This window comes from Paenibacillus baekrokdamisoli (genome assembly GCF_003945345.1).
Classification (GTDB): Bacteria; Bacillota; Bacilli; order Paenibacillales; family Paenibacillaceae; genus Paenibacillus_Z; species Paenibacillus_Z baekrokdamisoli.
Genome location: NZ_AP019308.1, coordinates 462,745 through 484,734, shown reverse-complemented (window position 1 = coordinate 484,734; position 21,990 = coordinate 462,745). Strand labels below are relative to the sequence as shown.

The 21,990-nt window shown below is 45.0% G+C and carries 15 protein-coding genes, 2 pseudogenes and 2 riboswitches; of the genes and pseudogenes, 3 read left to right on the top strand and 14 right to left on the bottom strand.

The features are described 5' to 3' along the window. Window positions 1-7: 7 nt before the first annotated feature. The 12 genes and pseudogenes from nikA to EKN16_RS01935 form a co-directional block, all read right to left on the bottom strand. Window positions 8-1,660, bottom strand: a complete 1,653-nt coding sequence (nikA, locus tag EKN16_RS01985) for a nickel ABC transporter substrate-binding protein (RefSeq protein WP_232016156.1) — start codon at window positions 1,658-1,660, stop codon at window positions 8-10. Between the two features lie 315 nt (window positions 1,661-1,975). Beyond that, window positions 1,976-2,335, bottom strand: coding sequence for a DUF1304 domain-containing protein (locus EKN16_RS01980; RefSeq protein ID WP_125653462.1), 360 nt, complete (start codon window positions 2,333-2,335; stop codon window positions 1,976-1,978). Between the two features lie 285 nt (window positions 2,336-2,620). Further along, window positions 2,621-3,655, bottom strand: coding sequence for an NAD(P)/FAD-dependent oxidoreductase (locus EKN16_RS01975; protein ID WP_125665762.1), 1,035 nt, complete (start codon window positions 3,653-3,655; stop codon window positions 2,621-2,623). Between the two features lie 113 nt (window positions 3,656-3,768). Beyond that, window positions 3,769-5,015 (bottom strand): annotated as a pseudogene (locus tag EKN16_RS01970) (ABC transporter ATP-binding protein); the annotation flags it as partial. 130 nt (window positions 5,016-5,145) lie between these two features. Next, window positions 5,146-5,604, bottom strand: a complete 459-nt coding sequence (locus tag EKN16_RS01965; protein ID WP_125653461.1) for a hypothetical protein — start codon at window positions 5,602-5,604, stop codon at window positions 5,146-5,148. Between the two features lie 76 nt (window positions 5,605-5,680). Then, window positions 5,681-6,466 (bottom strand): ABC transporter substrate-binding protein, encoded by a 786-nt coding sequence (locus EKN16_RS01960; protein WP_183530627.1) that lies wholly within the window; start codon window positions 6,464-6,466, stop codon window positions 5,681-5,683. Between the two features lie 78 nt (window positions 6,467-6,544). After that, a pseudogene (locus tag EKN16_RS33655) lies at window positions 6,545-6,667 on the bottom strand (helix-turn-helix domain-containing protein); the annotation flags it as partial. A 38-nt stretch (window positions 6,668-6,705) separates the two neighbouring features. Then, entirely contained in the window at window positions 6,706-7,338 is a 633-nt protein-coding gene (locus EKN16_RS01955; RefSeq protein ID WP_125653460.1) for a hypothetical protein, read from the bottom strand. A 157-nt stretch (window positions 7,339-7,495) separates the two neighbouring features. Then, window positions 7,496-8,527 (bottom strand): ABC transporter substrate-binding protein, encoded by a 1,032-nt coding sequence (locus EKN16_RS01950; protein WP_125653459.1) that lies wholly within the window; start codon window positions 8,525-8,527, stop codon window positions 7,496-7,498. 230 nt (window positions 8,528-8,757) lie between these two features. Beyond that, window positions 8,758-10,440 carry a type 2 periplasmic-binding domain-containing protein gene (locus EKN16_RS01945; protein ID WP_125653458.1) on the bottom strand — a complete coding sequence of 561 codons (1,683 nt, stop codon included), beginning with the start codon at window positions 10,438-10,440 and terminating at the stop codon, window positions 8,758-8,760. A gap of 79 nt (window positions 10,441-10,519) precedes the next feature. Beyond that, on the bottom strand, window positions 10,520-12,154 hold the full coding sequence (locus tag EKN16_RS01940; RefSeq protein WP_125653457.1) for a response regulator: 1,635 nt from the start codon (window positions 12,152-12,154) through the stop codon (window positions 10,520-10,522). Further along, the gene (locus EKN16_RS01935) at window positions 12,135-13,967 is read right to left on the bottom strand and encodes a sensor histidine kinase (RefSeq protein WP_232016155.1); all 1,833 of its coding nucleotides are present in this window, start codon (window positions 13,965-13,967) and stop codon (window positions 12,135-12,137) included. Before EKN16_RS01935 ends, EKN16_RS01940 begins: the two co-directional genes overlap by 20 nt. Before the next feature lie 238 nt (window positions 13,968-14,205). Here EKN16_RS01935 and EKN16_RS01930 point away from each other — a divergent pair, with 238 nt between their 5' ends. The 3 genes from EKN16_RS01930 to EKN16_RS01920 all read left to right on the top strand — a co-directional run bounded on the left by EKN16_RS01930 (window position 14,206) and on the right by EKN16_RS01920 (window position 16,887). Next, a complete protein-coding gene (locus tag EKN16_RS01930; RefSeq protein WP_375782029.1) occupies window positions 14,206-15,063 on the top strand; it encodes an ABC transporter permease in 858 nt (285 codons plus the stop codon). Between the two features lie 15 nt (window positions 15,064-15,078). Beyond that, the gene (locus tag EKN16_RS01925; protein ID WP_125653455.1) at window positions 15,079-15,951 is read left to right on the top strand and encodes a carbohydrate ABC transporter permease; all 873 of its coding nucleotides are present in this window, start codon (window positions 15,079-15,081) and stop codon (window positions 15,949-15,951) included. 270 nt (window positions 15,952-16,221) lie between these two features. Continuing rightward, the gene (locus EKN16_RS01920; protein WP_125653454.1) at window positions 16,222-16,887 is read left to right on the top strand and encodes a class D sortase; all 666 of its coding nucleotides are present in this window, start codon (window positions 16,222-16,224) and stop codon (window positions 16,885-16,887) included. 70 nt (window positions 16,888-16,957) lie between these two features. Here EKN16_RS01920 and EKN16_RS01915 read toward each other — a convergent pair whose 3' ends face one another. Both EKN16_RS01915 and EKN16_RS01910 read right to left on the bottom strand, forming a co-directional pair. Further along, complete coding sequence (locus EKN16_RS01915; RefSeq protein WP_125653453.1) at window positions 16,958-17,773, bottom strand: transglutaminase-like domain-containing protein; 816 nt, start codon at window positions 17,771-17,773, stop codon at window positions 16,958-16,960. A gap of 15 nt (window positions 17,774-17,788) precedes the next feature. Further along, window positions 17,789-17,871, bottom strand: a riboswitch (cyclic di-GMP riboswitch). A 39-nt stretch (window positions 17,872-17,910) separates the two neighbouring features. Further along, a riboswitch (cyclic di-GMP riboswitch) is annotated at window positions 17,911-17,992 on the bottom strand. A 124-nt stretch (window positions 17,993-18,116) separates the two neighbouring features. Further along, window positions 18,117-21,707 carry a collagen binding domain-containing protein gene (locus EKN16_RS01910; protein WP_125653452.1) on the bottom strand — a complete coding sequence of 1,197 codons (3,591 nt, stop codon included), beginning with the start codon at window positions 21,705-21,707 and terminating at the stop codon, window positions 18,117-18,119. Between the last annotated feature and the right edge of the window lie 283 nt (window positions 21,708-21,990).

Sequence of the window (21,990 nt, the reverse complement as noted above, 5' to 3'; positions counted from 1 at the left end):
TTGTCAATTATTTTTGGATATCTAATGTATCGAACGGCGCTTCATCACGGTGAGCCGGGAACTTCAGATCCTTCACATAGCTTGGGTAAACCGCGATATTCGTCAGGTACGAGATCGGCAGATATACCGCTTGATCATGAAGAGTCGTGAAGATGGATGTGTACAGCTTCTGGCGTTCTTGCTCATCCACCGTCAACAATACATCCTTCATCTGTTGATGAAGCTCATCCTTCATTGCAAGTCCCTGCTGCGATTCAAAAATACCGTAGCCTGGCTCGTAATTCGTCGTTACGAATGAATGAGGATCGTAAGGTGCACCGTAAGTCCCCCAGAACAGAAGATCAAAATCCGCTGCTTCCATCCGTTTGTTGCGAAGCTCACGCTCAAGTCCAGTAATTTTCAGTGAAACACCAAGCTGCTTTAGATCAGACTGAATAGCGACAGCCATCGGCTTCTCTACCTCATCAGGCCCCATATACACAAGCTCGATCTCCAGCGGCTTCCCGTCTTTCTCACGAACCGTCTTGCCTGCTGGAAGCTTCCAGCCCGCTTGATCCAATAAAGATTTGGCTTCTTCTACATTATAATCATAAGGTTTAAGTCCAACATTCGCGTAGGGGAAATTGCTAGATATTATCGTATCCGCAACCTTCTCAACGCCATTCGTAACGCCATTTACAATGGCTTCCTTATTAACGGCATGCTGTAGAGCCAAACGAACCTTCAAATCTGCAAAGGGGCCCTTCGCCGTATTTACGATTAATGCGCGGCTTGCAACGGCATCCGAAACGGAGGTTTCAAACTTACCTGAATCTCTTAAGCTAACGAACGAGTCTAGACTAATAATGCCTTCGCCCCAGATGAGATCGATGTCGCCTTTCTCAAGTGCAAGGACACGTGCCTCACCGTCTGGAATAACCTTAACAATCAACTTGTTGATTTTCGGCTTCGTTCCCCAGTAGTTATCGTTCCGGGTGAATACGGCCATTTGGTCCTTCTTATATTCGGACAGCACCCAAGGTCCTGTCGTAATCGGACTTTTAATTCCATTCGCGGTATTGCCGTCATCCGGGAAACCCGCAGCGCCCAAGAAGCGCAAAGGTCGTACAACGGCAAACTCTTGCAGTGCCGGATAATAGCGATTTTTCAAGGTGATCTTAAAGGTATGGGCATCGACGACTTCAGCTTTATCGATCTGAGCGATCAATCCAAGCCAGCTATGCATGTCGCGATTCGCCAAGATTGTATCGAAGTTCTTCTTCACTACGTCCGCATTAAAATCCGAACCGTCGGAGAACTTCACATTTTGACGTAAGTGGAACGTGTATACCTTGCCATCCTTTGAAATATCCCATGATTCAGCAAGCTTGGGAATAAGCTTGCCGCCTTCTCCGTAGTCAATTAGCGGCTCGTAATACATGCCTTGGGCAAAAAACTCATTTGGCGTATATTGATGCGGATTAAGCGGTCCAATATCCTTCGGCCATGAAATCGTTAAGGTCTTGTCCGAAGAAGTTGCAGTTGGCTCTACTTTGTCTGTTACTTTCGTAGACGCCGCGTTGGTTTTCGAATCCGAATTCGTTTTTGAATTCGTGTTACAGCCACTAAGTAGGATAGATAATAAGAATACAGAAACAATTAGTACTGATAGACCCCTCATATTGCGAAACATAGCTGCTCATCTCTCCCTAATTCTGATTCATCGTCATGCGACTTATGTACGTGTACAGATGATAATTATTTTCATTGATAATGATTATCATGTTCACTTGACCTATTTTATTACACCCTATCGCAAAATACAACTACTTCTTGGAAGTTTTCTCTCGATTACCGTCTTCCGAGGTGACTTGGAAATAGCGTAATGACTTCTTCCACTCCATCGCCATCCAAGTCCGTCTCTTCAACCGTTTTTTAAACGATGATAAACATAAAGAAGACAAAAAAAAATCGAGGGAAAGGATTTCCCACGACGTTAATTCGATATAAGAACAAACATTAGAGCGACTAAAGCGGGTAAGCCTTGCAAAGCCAGGATCGATTTCTTCGCTGTTGCTCCACCATATAAGGCAGCTATGATCACACATACTAGGAAAAATATTTCAATCGATCGGCCAATCAACGCATCAGGATGAACAAGTCCCCATGCGAGACCCGCAGCCAGGAATCCGTTATATAGCCCCTGGTTAGCGGCAAGTGCTTTCGAAGTTTCCGCTTCTTCCTTTGTCGTTCCAAAGGCTTTCATTCCTCGAGGCGTTGTCCAAAGGAACATCTCCAAGATCAGAATGTAGATATGCTCTGCAGCTACTATGGCAACAAGTATGGCAGCAATCATTGTATCTTCCTCCCTGCGAATCTCATTCATATCTTGTGTAACAGATCTGTTAATTTATTCTAGCACAACGAGAGCAGCTTGTAATAGACAAACCTGTTCGATAGAATAAAAGCGGACATTAAGCAAATTATCAGGTGACGCTCATTTAGTTTTCATGTTCAGCCTTCATAATAAGTGTTACCCCCTTTATATATAGCAAGACAATGACCCGCAGAGATGCGGGTCATTTTTATGAAAAAACAGCAGCCCCGAGGCTGCTGCGTTGTATACAATTGATTCCACTTTTCACTCAACTACACCAAGAGCCTTGTTTTTCTCCTTAAAGCGACTGTTATGAGAGGACACATAAGCCACTTTATCCGCTTCTGGATCCATATACAGCTTAGCGCTATTGACGGCCAGCGCAGCGTCCGTGAACGTTCCTGCAATCAGGTGGAGCTTACTGCCGTAAATAACAAAATCACCAGCCGCGAACACTCCGGGAATGTTGGTCTCCAGCTTCTCACTCACATTAGCATGCCACTCGCCCATATTTAGGCCCCAATCCAGAATCGGTCCAAAATCACTCTTCATCCCGTGATTCACAATAATAGCGTCCACTTCCAGCATTTCGCTTTCTCCTGTTTCCACATGGGAGATAGTCACTTGCTCGATTCGGTCGCCACTTATGCTATGTAGCTTATCTACAGCATAAGGCGTACGTACGTCCACAGAGGATTCTCTCATCCGCAGCACATTACGCTCCAAGCCCCCGAATTTCTCCCGTCGATGAACAACAGTTACACTCTTGGCTAGTGCCTCCAGTTCATTAGCCCAATCCACAGCGGAATCCCCGCCTCCAGAAATCAGTACATGTTTGTCTCGGAAAGGCTCCAGCTCCTGCACCGTATAATGCAAGTTCGTCACTTCATACCGATCCGCTCCCTCAAGCTCGAGCTTAGCCATCTTATAGATGCCATATCCAATAGCCATAATGACCGTTCGCGTCCAGTGCTTTTCTCCGCATGCTGTGGTTAATAGGAATGTTCCGTCCCCTTGTCTATCCAGCCCTTCGATCTGCTGCTCAAAAACAAGGGTTGGTTCAAAGGTTCTGGCCTGTTCCTCCAGCTGACGGATCAGGTTCTCACAGAGAATGGGCGTTACGCCTCCTACATCCCAAATCATTTTCTCTGGGTAGAAAAGCATTCTTCCGCCAAGCCGATCCTTCGCTTCAATCAGCTTCGTCTTCATGTCACGCATGCCGCTGTAAAAAGCCGCATACATTCCAGCAGGTCCGCCTCCGATAATCGTCACATCATATAAATCCAATTGCTCGTCTATGATGAACACCTCCAATTAATATTCGTATTAGGCTGACCCTTACCAGCCTGATTGCAAGTCGGGCTGGTAAGGATCGGGCTGCTTGCAGCCAGAATTCGTGTATGGCTTCACCACAGAATCAGAATGGACGGGTTTTTGAGGAACATTCGTGCAATGGACAAACGCTGCTTCTGACCGCCGGAGAGCTTGACACCACGCTCACCAATCAGCGTATCAAGTCCCTCCGGCTGGGAATGGATCAGCTCCTCCAGCTGAGCCATTTTAGCTGCCTGCCAGATATCTTTTTCGGCCGCATCCAGTCTGCCGTAAGCAATATTCTCACGCATCGTGCCATCGAAGAGGAATACATCCTGCTGTACGATTCCGATATGAGAGCGCAGCGACTCCAGTGACATACTTCGAATATTTATTCCATCTATCGTGATATCTCCGGCTTCCACATCATAAAAGCGGGGCATCAGGCTGCACAGGGTAGTCTTGCCTGCGCCTGATGGACCGACAAGTGCGAGCGTCTCTCCTGCCTGAATGGACAGGTTAACATTTTGCAGTACCTTCTCCTTATTCTCATAGCCGAAGGTTACACCGCTGAAGCGAATGTCTCCTTTCACCTCAGTGACTGGCTTGGCATCCGGGCGTCATCTACATCAGGCTCTGTTTCCAGGAGCTCCAAGTAACGCTTGAAGCCCGCAACTCCTTTGGGATAGGTCTAGGTCAGCAGCTTTGTCAGACGGAATCGCTCATTGTTCCCAGCGAAACGGTTGATTTCATGCTTTTCGTTAGCGAACGCTTGCACGACCCGGATGCCGCTGACATTATTCTCTACGCGTGCAATGTAATCTGCGATATCTGCGAACATGATTTTGAAGGCTTTGGACATTTTGCGACTAAAGTAAATCGACAAATAAATCATGAGCGGGACAATAATAAATGTCAGCACCGCCAGTTTCCAGTTGATACTGAGCATAATGCCGAATGCTCCCAGCAAAGTCATCACCGCGATGAACAAGTCTTCCGGCCCATGATGGGCAATCTCCCCAATGTCCATCAGATCATTGGTCATCCTGGAGACCAGATGGCCAGTCTTGTTGTTGTCGAAAAAGCGGAACGACAGCTTCTGAACACGGTCAAACAGCTTCTTCCGCATGTCTGACTCAATGCTGATACCTAGCTTATGTCCCCAATAGGTAACAACAAAATGCAGCGCCGAGCTCATAACATAGATCCCTAGCAGCCCCAGACAAGCGTATAGAATCCAGATCCAATTGCCGCTAAGCAGCAGATCGTCCACCACTCGGTTGACCGCCAGGGGAAAGGCCAGCTCAAAAAGAGCGGCCAGTATGGCACAGGAAAAGTCCAGGATAAATAGTGCTTTATAAGGACGGTATTAAGCAAAAAAACGACTCAGCATGATGTTGCGTTCTCCTTTTATCCAGCTGAATGGCAATAGCCATACATAAGGCAAATGTTTCTTCTACAAACCATTGATCGATTTAATGATATCGATTCTCATTATCAATGAATAGTTTAAACCTGTTTCCCCATTGATACAATGGACAAACCAGATGATTTCTTTGTACAAAAATGAGGTTGACTCCCATTTCTCCTCCTGAAAGCACCCAAACCGACGTTGGATTCAAGCCGGGCAGGACCGCTTGCGTGGGATTGCTTTCCTCCATCCGCATTGCCAGTTCCGCCCGTCCGGAACTTATTAGAGCGGCTTTGTACAGGAGTAGAAAATAGTGAAACCCTGTCCCCGCAGACAAGATATCTAGGTAAGCGCCCCCACTCCCATGCAGCACATGGAAGTGTCCTGCTTCATGGACTGTACCGTCCAGCACCACCCTCGCTGCTCCTTGGACTGCATACAGGAAGGCACCCGTGGGCAAACGATAGTCGATCAGCTCATCTCCAGGCATCATGGCCGTATAACGGATATCGATGATTCTCACATCGGCATAATTCCAAAAGTTTACATATTAGTTCCAATTCATCGTTTTGCTCATCTCCCCCAGTCACCCGATTTGCTTACGAAGACCTTCGAAGCAGGGCTGGAAGCTTCTCAAGAAGGCTGCTGCTCGTAAAAGCGTCCCCATAGTTCCACTCAGAATCCTCAACCCAGTACGCAAGCTCGCTGCGCACGGCAGGCAGACTCTTCCACAGCTTGCTTCCAGCAAGCTCATAAGCGGCCTGTCGGGATGAAGCTTCATTCGTAAGAACCATGAATATCCGGTCACCAGCGAAAGCAGGCAGATCCTCAGCTGAAATTTCCAGGTAGCTTATTCCCTCGCTGAGCAGCTGTCCAATGCTGGATGGGGCTTGGAAGCCAGATCTATGGTACAGCATGACCGAAAGTCCAATTGTACCCATCACGAACAAGCGTCCCCCGCGGGCGGTAACGAACACCGAAGCGCTCTCCCCCTGCGCGAGCTCCCCTTTCAACATCTGCCACATCTGTTCCGAACGCTCCCTGTACGTCTCCAGCCACTGTTCGGCCGCCATTCTTTTACCCAGCAAATCACCAAGCTTGAGCAGCCGCTGCTCAAGCGGAGCAAACGTATTAAAAGTCACCGTGGGCGCAATTCCCGCCGCCTTGTTGTACTGTTCCTCATCGCTGCTTGCTAAGATGATCAGATCCGGTTCCAGCTCGACAAGCTTAGCGACATTGATTGAGAATTCAATATCCATTACGTTCTGGAGACGATCGCCCAATACGGAGCGCTGCTCCCAAAAGGCGCTGCCGCCTACCGCCTCTACGCCAAGCGCCAGTAAATCGCCGAATGTCTCTCCGTGATAAACAATCCTTCGAGGCATAGCAGGGATCTCAACATTTCTACCCATCCAGTCCCTTATTCGGATGCGTCCCGGAGCTACCAGCGAATATTGCCGCGGTGTCTGTCCCGTCATTTGGCGGAAACGGCGGTTGAAATAATATTCATCCTGAAAGCCTACTAGCTGAGCGATCTCGCGCAGCGGCGCAGTGGAATTTCGCAGCCACTCCTTGGATCGCTCAATCCGCAGCCCGTTCAGATAATCGAGCGGCTTTTTGCCTGTTAGCTGTTGAAATATCGGCTATATTGATGATGAGGAATCCCCGCCAGCTCGGCAAGCTGCCGAACGGTGATTCGTTCCATGTAGTGTGTCTGCATAAAGATAAGAGTTTCCTCAACGAGGCTGCTCCCACTGACGCTCTTCGTCTCCAGATTATACTGAAGCAGCAGCACCATCAGCTCCTGAAAGCAAAGCTGCCTTTTGTAGTCCTCTAACTCGGATAATAGTCGGTCTTCCTCTGCCAACAGCTCTAGTAGGCGTAGAGAGCGGGTCAAAGGATAAGCCATCAGATTCTTCAATCCCGGTGCTAGCTCACTCTTGTGCACATAGGGCTCCAGTCCGCGCATGCCAATAGCAGAAAAGAAGAGACAAAAGTAAATAAGCACACCTTCCATTTCATTCTGAAGCTGAAAGCTGCTTTCCGGACCGGCTAGAAATGCCATGCCAGGAAGCAAACGAAGCTCCCGATTATCCGTCATAAACTTTGCTTGCCCTTGTGTAACTACGATCAGCGTATGGAGTGAACTGGAATTCTCTTCTGTTCTCCCACCATGCAGTACCTGATACATCCCGGAATCCTTCAAATGTAAGAGCAGCGATCTTGCAACAGAAGAAGGTGCAGGCTGCTTAGTCATCTTGTATGTCTCCTTTAAATGATAATGAGAATTATTATCAATGTTATTGTATAAAAAAACAGCATGTTTATCAACCCGAAGATTGAAAAACTTGCTGCTGCCTAACAGATACCTACTTTCATTTGACTTCGATAGGAGTAAATCACAAACTGAATACTCATTTACTTAGCATCTTAGGCAGTTCTTCCAGCAGCCATTTGCGTGTATAAGCATCGGAGTCGCTTTTTAAAATATCCAAGCTGTATACATGACCCTTCTTAACAGCAGGAAGCGACTTCCAAATTGGGTTTTTCAACAGATCCTCTGTCGACTGTTTCGCTTCATCCGCTACTGGACCAAGAATGAAGATATGATCTCCAGCCACTTGTTCAATCGTTTCCAGCGAAATCGTTTTGAATCCATCTCCCGCATCCAGAATTTTCTGAATCGGCGCAGTTGCTTTAAAGCCTCCCTTGCCGTAGAGCAGCTGAGGAAGTCCAGCTCGCGCCATCACGAACAAGCGATCACCGGGATAATACGTAAATACGGATGCGGTCTCCCCCGGCTTCAGAACAGTTTCATGCAGCTGCTTCCACATGGCTGCCGCCTTAGTATCATAGGCTTTCAGCCAATCCGCAGCCTCCTGCTTTTTGCCGAAGAGGTCGCCTAGTTCTGTAATCCTTTTATCAAGTGCAGCAAACGTATCCAGCATGATTGTAGGCGCAATTTTGACAAGATTCTCATAGGCCTGTGGATCCGTATCCCCAACAATAATGAAATCAGGATTCAAGGAAGTGACCTTCTCCAGATTGATAGGGAAGCCGATATCCTCCGCCTGAGTCAGCTCATGCTCATATAATCTGCCTTTAAGAGCGGTTCCACCAAATATACCAACGGGCTGAATACCCAGTTCTATAAGATCCCCAGTTGTTTCCCCGGCGAATATCACACGCTTAGGAGCTACCGGGATTACCACTTTATGCCCTTTATAGTCCGTGTATGAGCGGGTAGCGGATTCCTCAGAAGAATTCGACTCTGGCGCTCCGCTGCTGCTTCCTGTCTTGTTCCCGCTTCCGCTGCTTCCAGCCTTGGTCCCCGACTCCGCCCCTGCTGTATTCTCATCTTTATTGCCACCAGCACAACCAAGCAGCATAACTCCCATTACCACAATAAGAGCCAATACTGCAAGGATAGATCTTACCTGTTTCATAATTCCCGTTCCCCCACTATTCTATTCTTTTTGGAGATAATGATAATCATTCTCTATGAATAGAGTATGGAATTCGGGGTTCACTCGCAATAGATAAACTCAAATTGATCTCATTAATTTAGTACAAGACTCGGTTTAGCAGCATCCCCGCCTAAAGGATTTCATTTGCCTACATAAAAAAAGTCGTCCTCCACCTTGCTTAATGAGCAAAGTAGAGGACGAAGAGGTACTTATTTTTTTGTTACGGACTTGAACCAATCGTTAACTTCCGTCGTTACCTGATCTCCGCCATTCGCTTTCCAGCTGGAAACGAATTGATCAAAAGCAGTTATCGGCAGTTTATCATAAATAATTTTGTTGAATGTTTCTAGCTCAGACTGACGCAACAGATTCCATTTGGTAATCATAGTCGGTGTCGCTGCACCAGTAAAATAGTTTTGCTTGCGAATATCTATTTGCGACATAACAACTTTCGCGGCATACCAGTTTTCAGGTTTCCGGAACTCAGCAAGCTGCTTCTCGTAAGGCGTTTCCGGCTTATTGCCGTCCGCAAGCTTAACCAGCGTTTTCATATAAAGATCCGGAATTCTAGCCGGTCCAGTTATGAACGGGAATGAATTGAAGAAGTTTTTGATTTTGTCTTTATTACTTGTCGGTTGTCCATCCACGATATCCCAGTCGAACCCTTTGGCGAAGCCATATTCGAATTTGCTGCCGACAGCTGGATTGGCCAAATTGTCCAGCAAATAGTTGTAATATAGGAAAATCGCTTCGGGATGTTTGGCGTCTTTATTAATCATGAAGCTTCCGTTAACACCAGAGTTTTGCCATTTTGTGCCTATCTTTCCATCAGGACCTGCAGGAACCGGATAAGCTTTAAATTTGGATCCTTTTACGTTTTTCAACAAATCTGGAGCCGGCCAGTCAGGGACCCAGTTTGCACCTGGCAAGATACCTGCACTTCCTTTTGTCCAGCTTTCAGCAGCTTTATCCTCGGCCCACAAAGCGGAGTCAGGATTAATATAGCCTTTGCGCATCCATTCCTGCAGCTTCGCAAGTGCTTGCTTAGCTCCCGGATTGACGGAACCGTATTCAAGATTGCCATTTGCATCTTTGTTCCATTGCTCCTCAATCGTGCCGTATGCTCCGAACAGCCAATCGAGCCCACCCATCCATGTGTTTGTATTATTTTTCAAGGAAATCGCAAGTGGATATACATCCTTCGGAGCCAATCCGTCCGGATTTTGATTTTTGAATTTGTCCATAATATTCTCTAAATCCGCAATCGTCTTAGGTGCCTGAAGCTTCAGCTTCTCCATCCAATCTTCCCGGAGCCATAACAATGTATCATCATTGTCCGTATATTCAAGGATCGGAAGGGCGTATTTCTTACCGTTTTTTGAGAAGGGATACCACAATTCCGGATGCTGCGCAGCATGGTCTTTTAGAGTTTTGTTGGCGTACTTTTCGAACAGATCGTCGACCGACATAAACTGGCCGGAATCGATCAGTTGGTTGATCAGTACAGGGTCGGTGAATGCAGGTACGAAATCAGGCAGTTTCTCACCAGAAGCGATAGCAAGCTGAAGTTTCTGCCTATATTGATCGTTACCAGCCGGATACCAGGTATCTTTGTACTTCATCCCGAACTGCTCCAACATCCAACGATCGTGGACATTGTTTTCCTTGGTTTCGCCATTAGTGAACTTAGTCGGCATTATTACTGTACTGATATCAATCGGCGGATCGTATTTCCCAACGTCGAAACCAGACTTGGTAGCGGTTTCTGTAGCATTCGTTTTATCCGTTCCGGAATTTACTACATTCCCGGGCTCCGCATTCTTTCCGTTACAGCCCGTGATGACAACGAGTGCCGTAGTCACGAGCAGCAGCAATGATTTTTTAAATCGCATTTTCCTTTTCCCCCTACGATGTAAGATGTCTACATGAGTAACTCTACCAACTAGCGAGGAAGGTATCTATATGAGAATTTTAGTTTTCATAAGACTCTGTTAGGTTATTAATGCCGTCTCTATATTCTTGAGGGGTTACGCCGAATTGGCGTTTAAACACTTTGATAAAGTAAGCTGGATCCAAATAGCCAATTTCTATACTGATTTCATACACCTTTTTATCGGTCGTCTTTAATAAATGGCATGCACGATCCATTCGCAAAGCGGACACATAATTGCTTATGCCTTCACCGGTTTCAATCTTATAAATTTTGGACAAATGCGTCGGGTGAAGATTCACATGGTCAGCCAATTTACGCAGTGAAACATCATCATGCAAGTTTTTCTCTACAAATTCTTGGATTTTTTGCACATAGAGTAACCGTATATCTTTAATTTCATTGGATGCTCCCTCTTTCAGCTTGCCAAGGACGCTTATTGACCACTTACGAAGCTTGTTAATGGAACTGAAAGCTTCTCCGCTCTGCATAGGTTCAATATCAGGCCCTAATAAGTTGCTCAATGTATGACCGTTGCGGTGGGCTAGATGAGCGAAAGAAGAAGCAATCAAGAATCCAGCCTCCATACAATGCTCTAAGGATTCGGACCATTTGTCATCCAGCTCAGCGAACACGGTCACCAGCTTCTCCTCCGCCGAATCCCAACGCCCAGCCTCAAGTAAATTAATCAATGTGGGAGGCATATGGATAACATCTAATGTTCCATGTGAATCGTTCTGAGCCAATTCGCCGACCCGCATGACGAATTCCCGCTCTTCTCCTACAATTTGCCTAAAATATGCCAGCGCCTTAAGGTAACGATCCGCCAGCTTCTCTGGGAAGCGGAACCACTCTGTCATTACAATGGACAGTGATCCCTTCAAGAACTGTTTCACTTTATACTGAAGCTGTATAGCAAGCTTCTCCAAAATCGTTTCTTTCCCAATGTCCGAGCAATCTTCTTTTAACTGCAGCAGGAAAACAAGATAACCATGTTCTTCCTTAACGCCCCAAACCTCTGTGAATTCACCGATAATCTCTTCGGCCATGTTCACAATCGCATATTCCATCAACTGCTGCCCATTGTTTTTATATTGCTCGAAATCTTCCTCCATTCGGACGAGCAGCAGGGCGCAGTCTCCATTGCTGAATGGCAATCCGTAATTAGTTAGTTTCCGACTCCATTCATCTGCTGGCATCCGGTGGCCATGCAAACCATCAAGAAGCAGCTGACCGCGAAGAAGCGGCAGATTCTCCCGAAGGGTATATTGCGTACGCTCATAGGAGCTTATGTTTTCCCATTCCGTATTCAATTGATCGATTGCAGCCTTGACTGCCCCGAACAATTCATCATCCGTCGGCGGCTTAAGCAGGTAATCCACCGCCTGGTTCCGGAGCGCTTCTTTCGTATACTCAAAATCTGAATGACCAGACAAAATAATGCATTTTATTTTTTTATCGCGAATGCGAATTCGCTCTATGAGTTCAATACCGGTCATTTCAGGCATAATAATATCCGATATTACAATATCGATAGGGTGAGTCTCGAGAATTTGAAGCGCCTCATGCGCAGAATAAGCCTTATGGACCTGCTCAATACCGAGCTTGTGCCAGGGTTTGTGCATGGCTAGGTTATCTACCCAGTGAGCTTCATCGTCAACTATGATCATCTGCATGTAATTCGTCTCCTTGTAGCGTTGAATGATGATGTTCTTCTTTAGCAGGTATCTCCCAAATGATCTCTGTCCGGAATCCGCCTAGAAGCGATTTCGTGAAATAAAGAGAAGAATTATCCCCGAATAAGTGAATTATTCGCTGATTCGTATTCCAAAGACCGCAGCCCATTTCTTCTTGTAAAGGTACTCGCATTTTACGATTTAACACTTCTTGCAGTTCTGGATTCATCCCAGGTCCATCATCATCAATATAAATCCTGCAGCAGCCATCTGATACTTCACCACTGATCCGAATTTCACCTGAAGAATAAGATTTCCCAACTCCATGAATGACGGCATTCTCGACGATTGGCTGCAGCATCAAGCGCGGAACATGTTGACTTAACATCTCTTCGGGTATGTCGATATGATAGTTAATTCTGCCGTTACGCAGCTTCTGAATATCCAAATAGTTTATGATCAATCGAATTTCTTCATTCAAGCTAGCCGTTTCCCGCTCCATTCGGGTTGTGTAACGATAATAGGAGCTTAGATTATGAGCCATCGAAACGACTGCCTCCTCGTCCTTCATCTGGGCCATATTAATAATATATCCAAGACAGTTATACAGAAAATGCGGATTAATTTGGGCCTGTAATTGCTTCAGAGTTGCTTCCCGGGCTCGCAGCTTCTCATTAAGTACATTTTCAATCAGGTCTTGAATTTGTCGCGACATATCATTAAATCGATAAAACAGAAACGAAAATTCATTATTCACGTTGGAGTTGATACGCACCGAATAATCCCCTCGCTGTACGCTCTGCAATCCTCGGATTAGCTTTCTAATCGGTCTTTGAACATTCCGATAAAGCAATACAGATGCAGAAATACCGAATACGAAAAGCAAAACCATCGATAAATAGAATAGATTACGACTGAATGATATCGGTCCCATTATCTGATCGAATGGAACAATGTCAACTAGATACCAATCCAATTGGGGCGATTTCACAGCACTAACCAAATAATTTTCATTTCCCAATCTCACGACCTGCTGCATCGTATCTTCCAGAGACTGCTTGTCTAAATAATGAATCAGCTCATTCGATAGATGCTTGGAAGCGCTGCGATTCAGGATCGGAGTATCTCCCTTGTGGTAAAAAAACGGATCTCCTTGTCCACCGGCCTTATACGTGTCCAGCATATTTTGTATATTTCCATGACCGATGCTGGCTTCGAGCACCAGATTACTTCCTCTAAGCATTCCCTTCTGGCCGAATGATTCGGTATAGAACCAATAAAAACTTTTTGATTCTCCGGGGGGCTCGGTTTCGCCATCACCGTAGGTCCATTTTCCGGTCATATTTCTCTTCAGGTAATCCTCATTATACAGGGCCGAGTTATTGTAATTAGAAATGATCTCTTTGTTTTGTTGGGAATAAACCGTGTATTTCACCGGCCATATATTCGTAACCCCAGACTGGAGCACCATCTTCTCCTGAATAACATATCTCGTCTGCATCCGATCATAACGATCATCCCATATATTTAATCCATTGAATTTCTGAACATTCGGATCTCTCGAGAAGGTAATCATAAAATCCATCGTCTGATTGATTCTATCGCCAATCTGGCTGGACAGAAAGGAGAGCTGTTTGGTGTTAGATACTTGAAGCTCATTGCTTATCACATTTAATGCTATACGGTTCGAATAGGTAAACATGATGATAATCGGAATGAACAAAATTAAGATCAAAAAGTTCATTTTGGCGAAAAGACTGTACCTGGAACGAACTTTTCTTTTAATAAACGCAATACCTCTACTCAGCTCCATTATCGATCCCTCCAAAAGATGTTCCCTAACAAAATCCTATCGATCCTAACAATGTCCTATAGTTCAATGATACATCTTGTTGTTACTATATATATCAGGGTTTCTCACAATATACAAATGAGTTTTTATGGAACAGGAGAGAAATATGGACACAAAAAATGTACAGCAATTGTCCCTTAAGACTACTCGACGCGAGAAAAGAAAAAACGGCTATAAGCAACCGTGGACGCTTCATTTCATGGTGCTGCCTGCTGTCCTACTAGTCTTCGTCTTCTCTTATCTGCCAATGTCCGGGATCGTTATGGCATTTCAAGATTATAAGCCCGCATTAGGATTTGCAGAATCCCCATGGGTAGGCTTGAAACATTTTCGCTACATGCTTGAAAATGAATATTTTTTGCAAATAACTTGGAATACCCTGTTTTTTGCTTGTTCCAAAATCGTCATGAACTTAATTATTCCGTTTATTTTCGCCTTATTATTGAACGAGGTAAGGAATATGGGGCTCAAAAGGTCCATTCAAACGCTTGTCTACCTTCCCCACTTTCTTTCCTGGGTCACCCTTGCAGGAATTCTGGTTGATGTTCTTGCCCAGACTGGACTCGTTAACCAAATCCTGACAAATTTATTCGGCATTAAACCGATATTCTTTCTAGGCGACGGCAATTGGTTCCGATTTGTTATTATCTTCAGCGATGTCTGGAAGGAATTCGGCTTCAATACGATTATTTTCCTAGCAGCACTCTCTGGCATTAATCCAGCGCTGTACGAGGCCGCAGAGGTCGATGGAGCGACTCGTTGGAAGCAAACTATTCATCTGACTATACCTTCTCTCATACCGATTGGTATCGTTATTGCAACATTAGCGCTAGGCAATGTACTGAATGCGAACTTCGACCAAGTGTTTAACTTATATAGTCCGCTGATCTATCAACAGGGCGATATTATCGATACTTTCGTCTACCGTGAAGGTCTTCTGAGCGGACAATTCAGCTTTGCTACCGCAGTTGGCTTATTCAAATCAATGATTAGTCTCATCTTAATCGTCATATCCTACCGTCTCGCTTATAAATTCGCCGGGTATCGTATCTTCTAGAAAGGGGGACACTTTATGTATCACAAAACATTATCTTACCGCATATTCACCATATTCAACAATGTATTTTTGACGACTCTTGCGATTCTCTGCTTGCTGCCTTTAGTCCACTTGCTGATGGTATCCTTAAGCTCAACGGCTCCCGCAAATGCTGGATTGGTTACGTTTTGGCCGATCGGCCTTACCTTTGAAGCCTATGTAAAAACGTTTGCCAACGCTAACTTTCTCTCATCCCTCTGGGTATCCGTGCAGCGGACTGTTATCGGAACGGCGCTTGCCATGTTCGTTAACTTAATTGCGGCTTACGCCCTGTCAAAAGATTCCCGTGTCTTTCGTTCACGCAATATCTATCTTTGGTATTTTGTAGTTACGATGCTATTCAACGGCGGCCTAATTCCAGGTTATATTCTTATCCTGAAGCTCGGCATGATGAATACAATGATGTCCCTTATCCTGCCAGGTATGGTAGCGGTCTTTAACATCATTCTGCTTCTTAACTTCTTCCGTACTGTCCCAAAAGATCTTGAGGAAGCGGCCTTTATTGACGGAGCAGGTCAATTCCGAACTTTCATTACGATTTATCTGCCGATCTCGTTGCCAGCCATTGCGACCGTTTCATTGTTTACGATGGTTGGTCATTGGAATGCTTATTTTGACGGATTGATCTATATTAAAGATTCTGAGAAACTCCCTCTTGCCAGCTTCATGCAAACCATTATTGTGCAAGCCGACATGACGAAGTTTGATCCCACAATGATTGCCAATATGTCTCAACGAACGATCCGTGCATCGCAAATTTTTATCGGCGCCTTGCCTATTCTTCTGGTCTATCCCTTCCTGCAACGGTTCTTTGTTAAAGGGATCGTTATCGGTGCCGTCAAGGAATAGCTTGCCGGTTTAAAGATTGATGGGGCTGTCCCAAAGGTAACGAAGAATGAGCCAGTCCCACAATTCGAATTAAGAAGCCTCAAGAACCACTTTTAAAGTGGAGCTTGAGGCTTCTTTTTCATTAGCGTTTATAATCCAAGTGGTAATCCCTAAATATTCATGCTTTCACTGCTGTGTACTGGTGTTTATTTGCCGAATGTTCAGTAACTGGATAGTTTCGGTCCTTATAATAGTAGAAGCCTACTGAAATAAACGGAGTGGAGAATGATCATGATCAAAAAACTACCTTATTTCTTCTTCATCGTCGGATTCCTTCTTATACTCTTTCCAATAGCCAGAGAGTACTACTATGATTGGCAAGAGAATCAGCTCCTCAGTCAATTCGAACAATCCGCTCCTCAGGCGAATACCAAGGATAGCTCAGATACCTTGGTCAAAGCAGAGTATGAGAAGCTATCTGGCTTGTTAACTAAAGCTGCAACCAGCCAAGAACCACTGCCAATTCCCACGGCTGAGTCGAAGCCAATGCAAGGGTTAGATGATCAAGCACTTGGAATCATTGCCATTGATAAAATCGATCTCAAATTGCCTATCTTAGAAGGAGCCACGAAGGCAAATATGAGATATGCGGCCACTCATCTTACGGGAACGAATTCACTTGGCAAGATCGGCAATGCTGCTATCGCTGCACATCGGGCAAGAACTAAAGGCCGATTATTTAACCGACTAAACGAGCTTGAGCTAGGTGATAAAATAACAATTATCATGAAAGATAAGCGATTAATCTATACAGTAAGTAAAATATCGGTCGTTGAGCCGACGGATCTATCCGTTCTATCAAGTAACGACAAGGCATCCATTCTAACCCTCATTACCTGTGACCCGCTGGTGAATCCGACTCACCGTCTTATCGTGCAAGCCAAGCTTGAAACTTAACGGCAACATATCCAAACACGCAAAAAACTGCCGGATTTATAATATCCGGCAGTTTTTTGCGTTCTCAAGATTAATATGTTTTTTCAGCTTTATAGTTTTTGGTTAATTTCTCAAACGAATACGTTTTACCGGCTTTCTTCAGTGCTGCGTCAACCGTCGTGTCCACAACCATCCATTTGCCATTCAAGTAAACCTCGTTCCAAGCATGGTATACAGCAACCATAGTCGTCGTTCCCATTACAAGCTTGGTCGGCACTCCCGAGCTGCGGAGCATGGCGGCAAACAAGGACGCATAACCATAACAGATTCCTTTACCCGTTGTGAGTGTATTATCAATGTCTGGTATGTACGCTAAGGTCACTTTACCAGCTAACGCATTATCGTATTTCACATTGCCAATGATGTATTGATAGATGGCTTTAACCTTTTCTTCCTCCGTCTTGCTGCCGCGAGTCAGTTCTTTTGCTTTAGCCACGGCTTTAGTCGCATCCATCCAATTCACGTTTTGTATCGAATTCAGATACAAATCCGTTGCGTTCGATACTTTGACAGTAATCGTTTTCGCTGAGATCGATCGGTATTTATTACTTTTGACGTTCTCCAGAATCGCAATGCTGTATACGCCGTTGCCCATCTGCAGCGGCAGCCAAAGGGGCTGAGATTCCTTCGCTTTATCCAAATCGTATGTATAAGAGGAACCGCCTTTCGAAATGATTACTTTCGTAATCTTGTCCGACGGCGCATCATAGCGAATGCCGATTGTTCCTTTGTTCAACTTCGACGTGTCCAGCCAATCGCTGTCCAACTCATCTGCTGCAGTAACGGACATCGGGAGTATGCCGACCGTTACTAATAAAGCCAACAACATAATCGTAAATCTTCTCATATAGATAAAACTCCTTTCGGTAGCTGGCTGCCACCCAAAACGGGGAAGGCCCTTTAGCTTTGCGTCCCTGCTTTTCGGCAGGTTTGCCATTATCGTACTTGTTTTACCTTTCTAACAAACAAAAAAAAGCCAGGACTTTCGGTAGCTGGCTGCCATCCAAAATGGGAAGGCCCTTTAGCTTTGCGTCCCCGCCTTTCGACAGGTTTGCCGTTATCGTGTGGCTTATTCTTGGTCCATTATACTACACTAAAAAGCTACTGACCATATTTTTCCTAATCTATTGTAAAGAAAGGTCAGCGCGTGACGATGTTTGTCGTCAAGCGTTGACCTTAAAAGCACAAGATTATTCCGTTTTGCTGCTAAAACGTCTTCTGAGTAACAATAATGCACCAAAGGTGATAAGGCCCATACCTGCCAATTGAATCGGCAGATGGCTGGCTTCTCCCGTCTTCGGCAGCGTTTTTCCATCGCCGTTCAATCCGCCGAGCGGCACCTTATCCACGTCGACGTCAAACAGAATCTCTTCTTCGGTCCCGTCTTTATCCTTGACGATAATCGTGAATGAATCTTTGCCCGTATACCCTTTGTTAGGTGTATAATCCCATTTGCCGTTCGGAGCTACTGTTACTTTACCGTGCTTCGGTTTATTCCCGACTTCTGGCTTTCCACCTTTTGGAACATCCACCTTTCCTGATTTAGGCTGATCTACAGGCGTCTTGACCGTCTCTTTAGGAGGTGTAGGCTTTCCTGGTTTTGTCGGCGTTTCCGGTTTCTCAGTCGGCTTTCCTGGCACTACTGGAGTTCCTGGATCTGTCGGCTTTCCTGGATTGACCACTGTTCCCGGATCTATCGGTGTTGTCGGTGTTGTCGGTGTTGTCGGTGTTGTCGGTGTTGTCGGTGTTGGTGGAGTACCCGGGTCTACCGGTGGAATCCACGGAATGACAGGGAGCTTTTTATTCGTTACCGTTTCTATTTTGTTGGCCGAGTTGATCGTAACGGTTACTTCTGTTGCATTCCGTTCATATCCTACTGGAGCGGTTAATTCCTTCAGGATATAGTTACCGTATCTTAGATTGGCAAACTCCACTTTACCGTTTGCATCGGTCGTCAACTGCGTACCCGCTAACAATGTTCCATTGGATAGCTTACGCTCCAATTGGAATACGGCTCCTGGAAGCACGACACTGCTATCATTCTCATCCACCTTAAGAATGGTCAGAGCGCCTCTTATACCGCTTCCTGTTCCAGAACCTGACGAAGAGCCGATGAAAATAACCTTCTCTGAGCTCAAGCTTGTGACTACGACACCCGTTCCTTCAAATCGGACGGAATTGCTTACGGGTTCTCCATCCTCCGCTAAGATGGAAGATTGGTATTCCAAAATGTAAGCTGTACGAATTGGATTAGCAAAAGTAAGAACAAAGGATTGCCCTCCACTGTTCGCGGTTGTAATCGCAAGCGTATAATCTGTTCCTCTTACCAATTCATGACTTAAGTCTTTCGTCACATCGCCGTTCGGAGCGACATTTGTCTGATAAAGATGGAACGAATTATCGATAAGCAGTTGTCCATCGCTTGAATCATCAATGAGCTTGGCATCTAGCACATAGGACTGTCCACGATTAATATCAATCGTCCAATCGATCTTGCTTCCATTTTGCTTACCGGTCTTAGAGACATACTCGGTTCCGTGAGGGATAGTTACTTTTGCGTATAAATCTTCTGATACCGGGCTGGTACCCTCTAGTAATAGAGCCGTATTTTCCACCTTATCCGCGATAATCTTGTTATCTAGACTTGTTTGGAAAGTGATATAATACGGGGTGGTAATTGGGTTTGTAAATTTCACATGCAGCTTGTTGTCTGCATCAACAGTACTGGTATAAACAGTTGCGTCAGCAGGGGTAGCATCTATATCGACCCCCCCACCGTTCTTGACAGTCATGCCGTACACTTTCAATGAACCAGGGACTAATGTTTGTCCAGCAAGCAATGGGTCTACTAACTCGGCAGCATTAATCGCCTTCCCATTATAGTTGACACCAACATTCCATGTGATTAGCTTCGTAACCGGATTATAAGAGCCATTCTTGAAGCCATTGTGCTTGGTTTCTTCATTCGGATCGAAAGATGCAGTAGCGTTAATGGAATGACTTCCTTGAGCATCTGTCCAAGCGATTACAGCCTTATTAGAAGAGTTATTAGCTGTACTCACATTCCAATCATCTTTGAAGAAACTAGTTTCGTACGTAATTTCGAATGCGTTCGAAATCAGGTGGTTTAGTTGAATTTCAAATCCCTTTGTGTAGTCAGCTGGAGTTCCATCGTAGATCACATTATAATCAGATGGATTTAATCCATTGATCGTCAGTGTGCCAGGCAGCAATTCAAGCTTACTACCAAGGAAACTATCTTTAATCGTCAATGCATTCATAGGCAGGTTATTGCCATTGATGTTGATTTTCCATTTCACGGTTTTGGTTGCGTAATCCACACTCACACGAGATTTGCTTCCAAATAGCTGATTAATCCATTGTCCTCGATCGACCGAATCTCCACCGTCCAAAGTAACGGTATTCGTAATGGTAGTACCTTCATACACGGGTTCGACTGGCTGGGTCTGGTATTCAATTTCATAAGCAGATTGAATGTCCGTGTTAAATTCAATTCCAAATCCAACCTTATTATTTGCAGCTGGAATTGTCGGAGCTGAATAATTATGTACTTCGCCGACCCGAGTTCCATTTCCATTTGCATCAATGGTCATTTCATATACTTTAAGCGATCCGGGAACCAAGCTTTGACTATCATTGAACAGGTCGATCAGCTTGGCATTGACTTGCGGAATATCCAGCTCTCCGTAATTGTATTTGACCTTCCAAGTGATCGTTTGAGTAGTGGAATTATAGGAAGAGTCTTTCTCCAATAACTTACCGTAGCCGATATTAACAGTAGCGGTAGTAGAAGCAGGAGCTATTTCATCACCGCTTAATGTAGCCGTGTTCTCAAAATGCTCGATTCGCTGTGTTAGTTTCGTTGAATACTGAATGCGATAGGCAGATGTTATCGCATGTGTGAAGGTAATTTTAAAGTCCTTATCGTTACCTGCACCCGTTTTTCCAACCGTGTAATCGGTAGTTGGATCAAGATCAATAGCAGCGGGATCTACTGATGTTTGACCTGCAAGATTTACATTTAAGGGGGTTACTCGAATAGATGCTGGATCTAGCTCTAGTCCAACCGGAATTAAGTCTGTTATGACGGCATTAGTAACCGTGTCCAGCTTTTTATTCGCATCGATGGTCCAGTTGATGTTTTTAGCATTTTTGCTTTTATCAGGAGTACCCTTCTTTTCAATGGTATTGCTGACAGTAGGCGTGAAATGAAGCGTGTAAGTTGTCCAATCGTTACCAATCTTAACAAGTTTAATGTCTTCCGTCGTATTCGTAATTTTAGTTTTGTTCCACTTTGTGTTAAAAGTTAGAGTACCGCCTACCTTATCAGCATCGATATCTTGGGAGAATGTCATGACGACTTTGACCCTATCGGGTGAAGTAGGATCTGAAGGATCAGTAGAAGCGGTGTACGTCCCGATAGACTCGTCCGTCAGAACACCCGAGAGAGGACCGCCAACAATTTTGAACTGGTCCGGAAGATAGAATGTAAATGTATCTCCGCCCACATAACCATGCTGATCTGGAAACTCCCATGTGTAATTTAAGGTGACAACCATGTTGTCATCGATTTCTATCGGCTTGTCTAGCGGTACCTCAGCGCCATTCTTTGTTACGTTCATTGACGCACTTGTCAAGATATTCTCCTCGATAACCCCTTGGTTGGATGCCGCATTAACCTCATTCATGCGATTTAATCCATTCACACTTTGCAAAAGGAGCAAAAATCCAATAACGACCATTCCTATTCTTTTCACCATAGTTCTGTAACTGCCTCCATTTCTTAATTACCCGCCTAGTGATTATGTAATTCCCTTGTTGCTAAGTATCCTCGCTACTACGGGCTAGCCTAGCATCAGCACTTTCTCGAATCCTTTCTTTAACGCTTCTTCTTCCTTTCGACAAACAAAACCTACAATCTCTATCATAAAGTCCATAACTATACAAAATCTGACCAAATTCGAGAAACCCGCTTCTGGGACCGCTGACAACAAAAAAAGAGTCGAGCAGTGTCTTACTTCTGCTCGACTCCTATGAATTACT

Bases quoted from the DNA above. Each gene is read 5' to 3' on its own strand.
- EKN16_RS01925 (WP_125653455.1), top strand. From the start codon at position 15,079: ATGTATCACAAAACATTATCTTACCGCATATTCACCATATTCAACAAT.
- EKN16_RS01920 (WP_125653454.1), top strand. From the start codon at position 16,222: ATGATCAAAAAACTACCTTATTTCTTCTTCATCGTCGGATTCCTTCTT.
- EKN16_RS01935 (WP_232016155.1), bottom strand. From the start codon at position 13,967: ATGGAGCTGAGTAGAGGTATTGCGTTTATTAAAAGAAAAGTTCGTTCC.
- nikA (WP_232016156.1), bottom strand. From the start codon at position 1,660: ATGAGGGGTCTATCAGTACTAATTGTTTCTGTATTCTTATTATCTATC.
- EKN16_RS01940 (WP_125653457.1), bottom strand. From the start codon at position 12,154: ATGCAGATGATCATAGTTGACGATGAAGCTCACTGGGTAGATAACCTA.
- EKN16_RS01960 (WP_183530627.1), bottom strand. From the start codon at position 6,466: ATGCCTCGAAGGATTGTTTATCACGGAGAGACATTCGGCGATTTACTG.
- EKN16_RS01930 (WP_375782029.1), top strand. From the start codon at position 14,206: ATGGTGCTGCCTGCTGTCCTACTAGTCTTCGTCTTCTCTTATCTGCCA.
- EKN16_RS01915 (WP_125653453.1), bottom strand. From the start codon at position 17,773: ATGAGAAGATTTACGATTATGTTGTTGGCTTTATTAGTAACGGTCGGC.
- EKN16_RS01945 (WP_125653458.1), bottom strand. From the start codon at position 10,440: ATGCGATTTAAAAAATCATTGCTGCTGCTCGTGACTACGGCACTCGTT.
- EKN16_RS01955 (WP_125653460.1), bottom strand. From the start codon at position 7,338: ATGACTAAGCAGCCTGCACCTTCTTCTGTTGCAAGATCGCTGCTCTTA.
- EKN16_RS01980 (WP_125653462.1), bottom strand. From the start codon at position 2,335: ATGATTGCTGCCATACTTGTTGCCATAGTAGCTGCAGAGCATATCTAC.
- EKN16_RS01950 (WP_125653459.1), bottom strand. From the start codon at position 8,527: ATGAAACAGGTAAGATCTATCCTTGCAGTATTGGCTCTTATTGTGGTA.
- EKN16_RS01910 (WP_125653452.1), bottom strand. From the start codon at position 21,707: ATGGTGAAAAGAATAGGAATGGTCGTTATTGGATTTTTGCTCCTTTTG.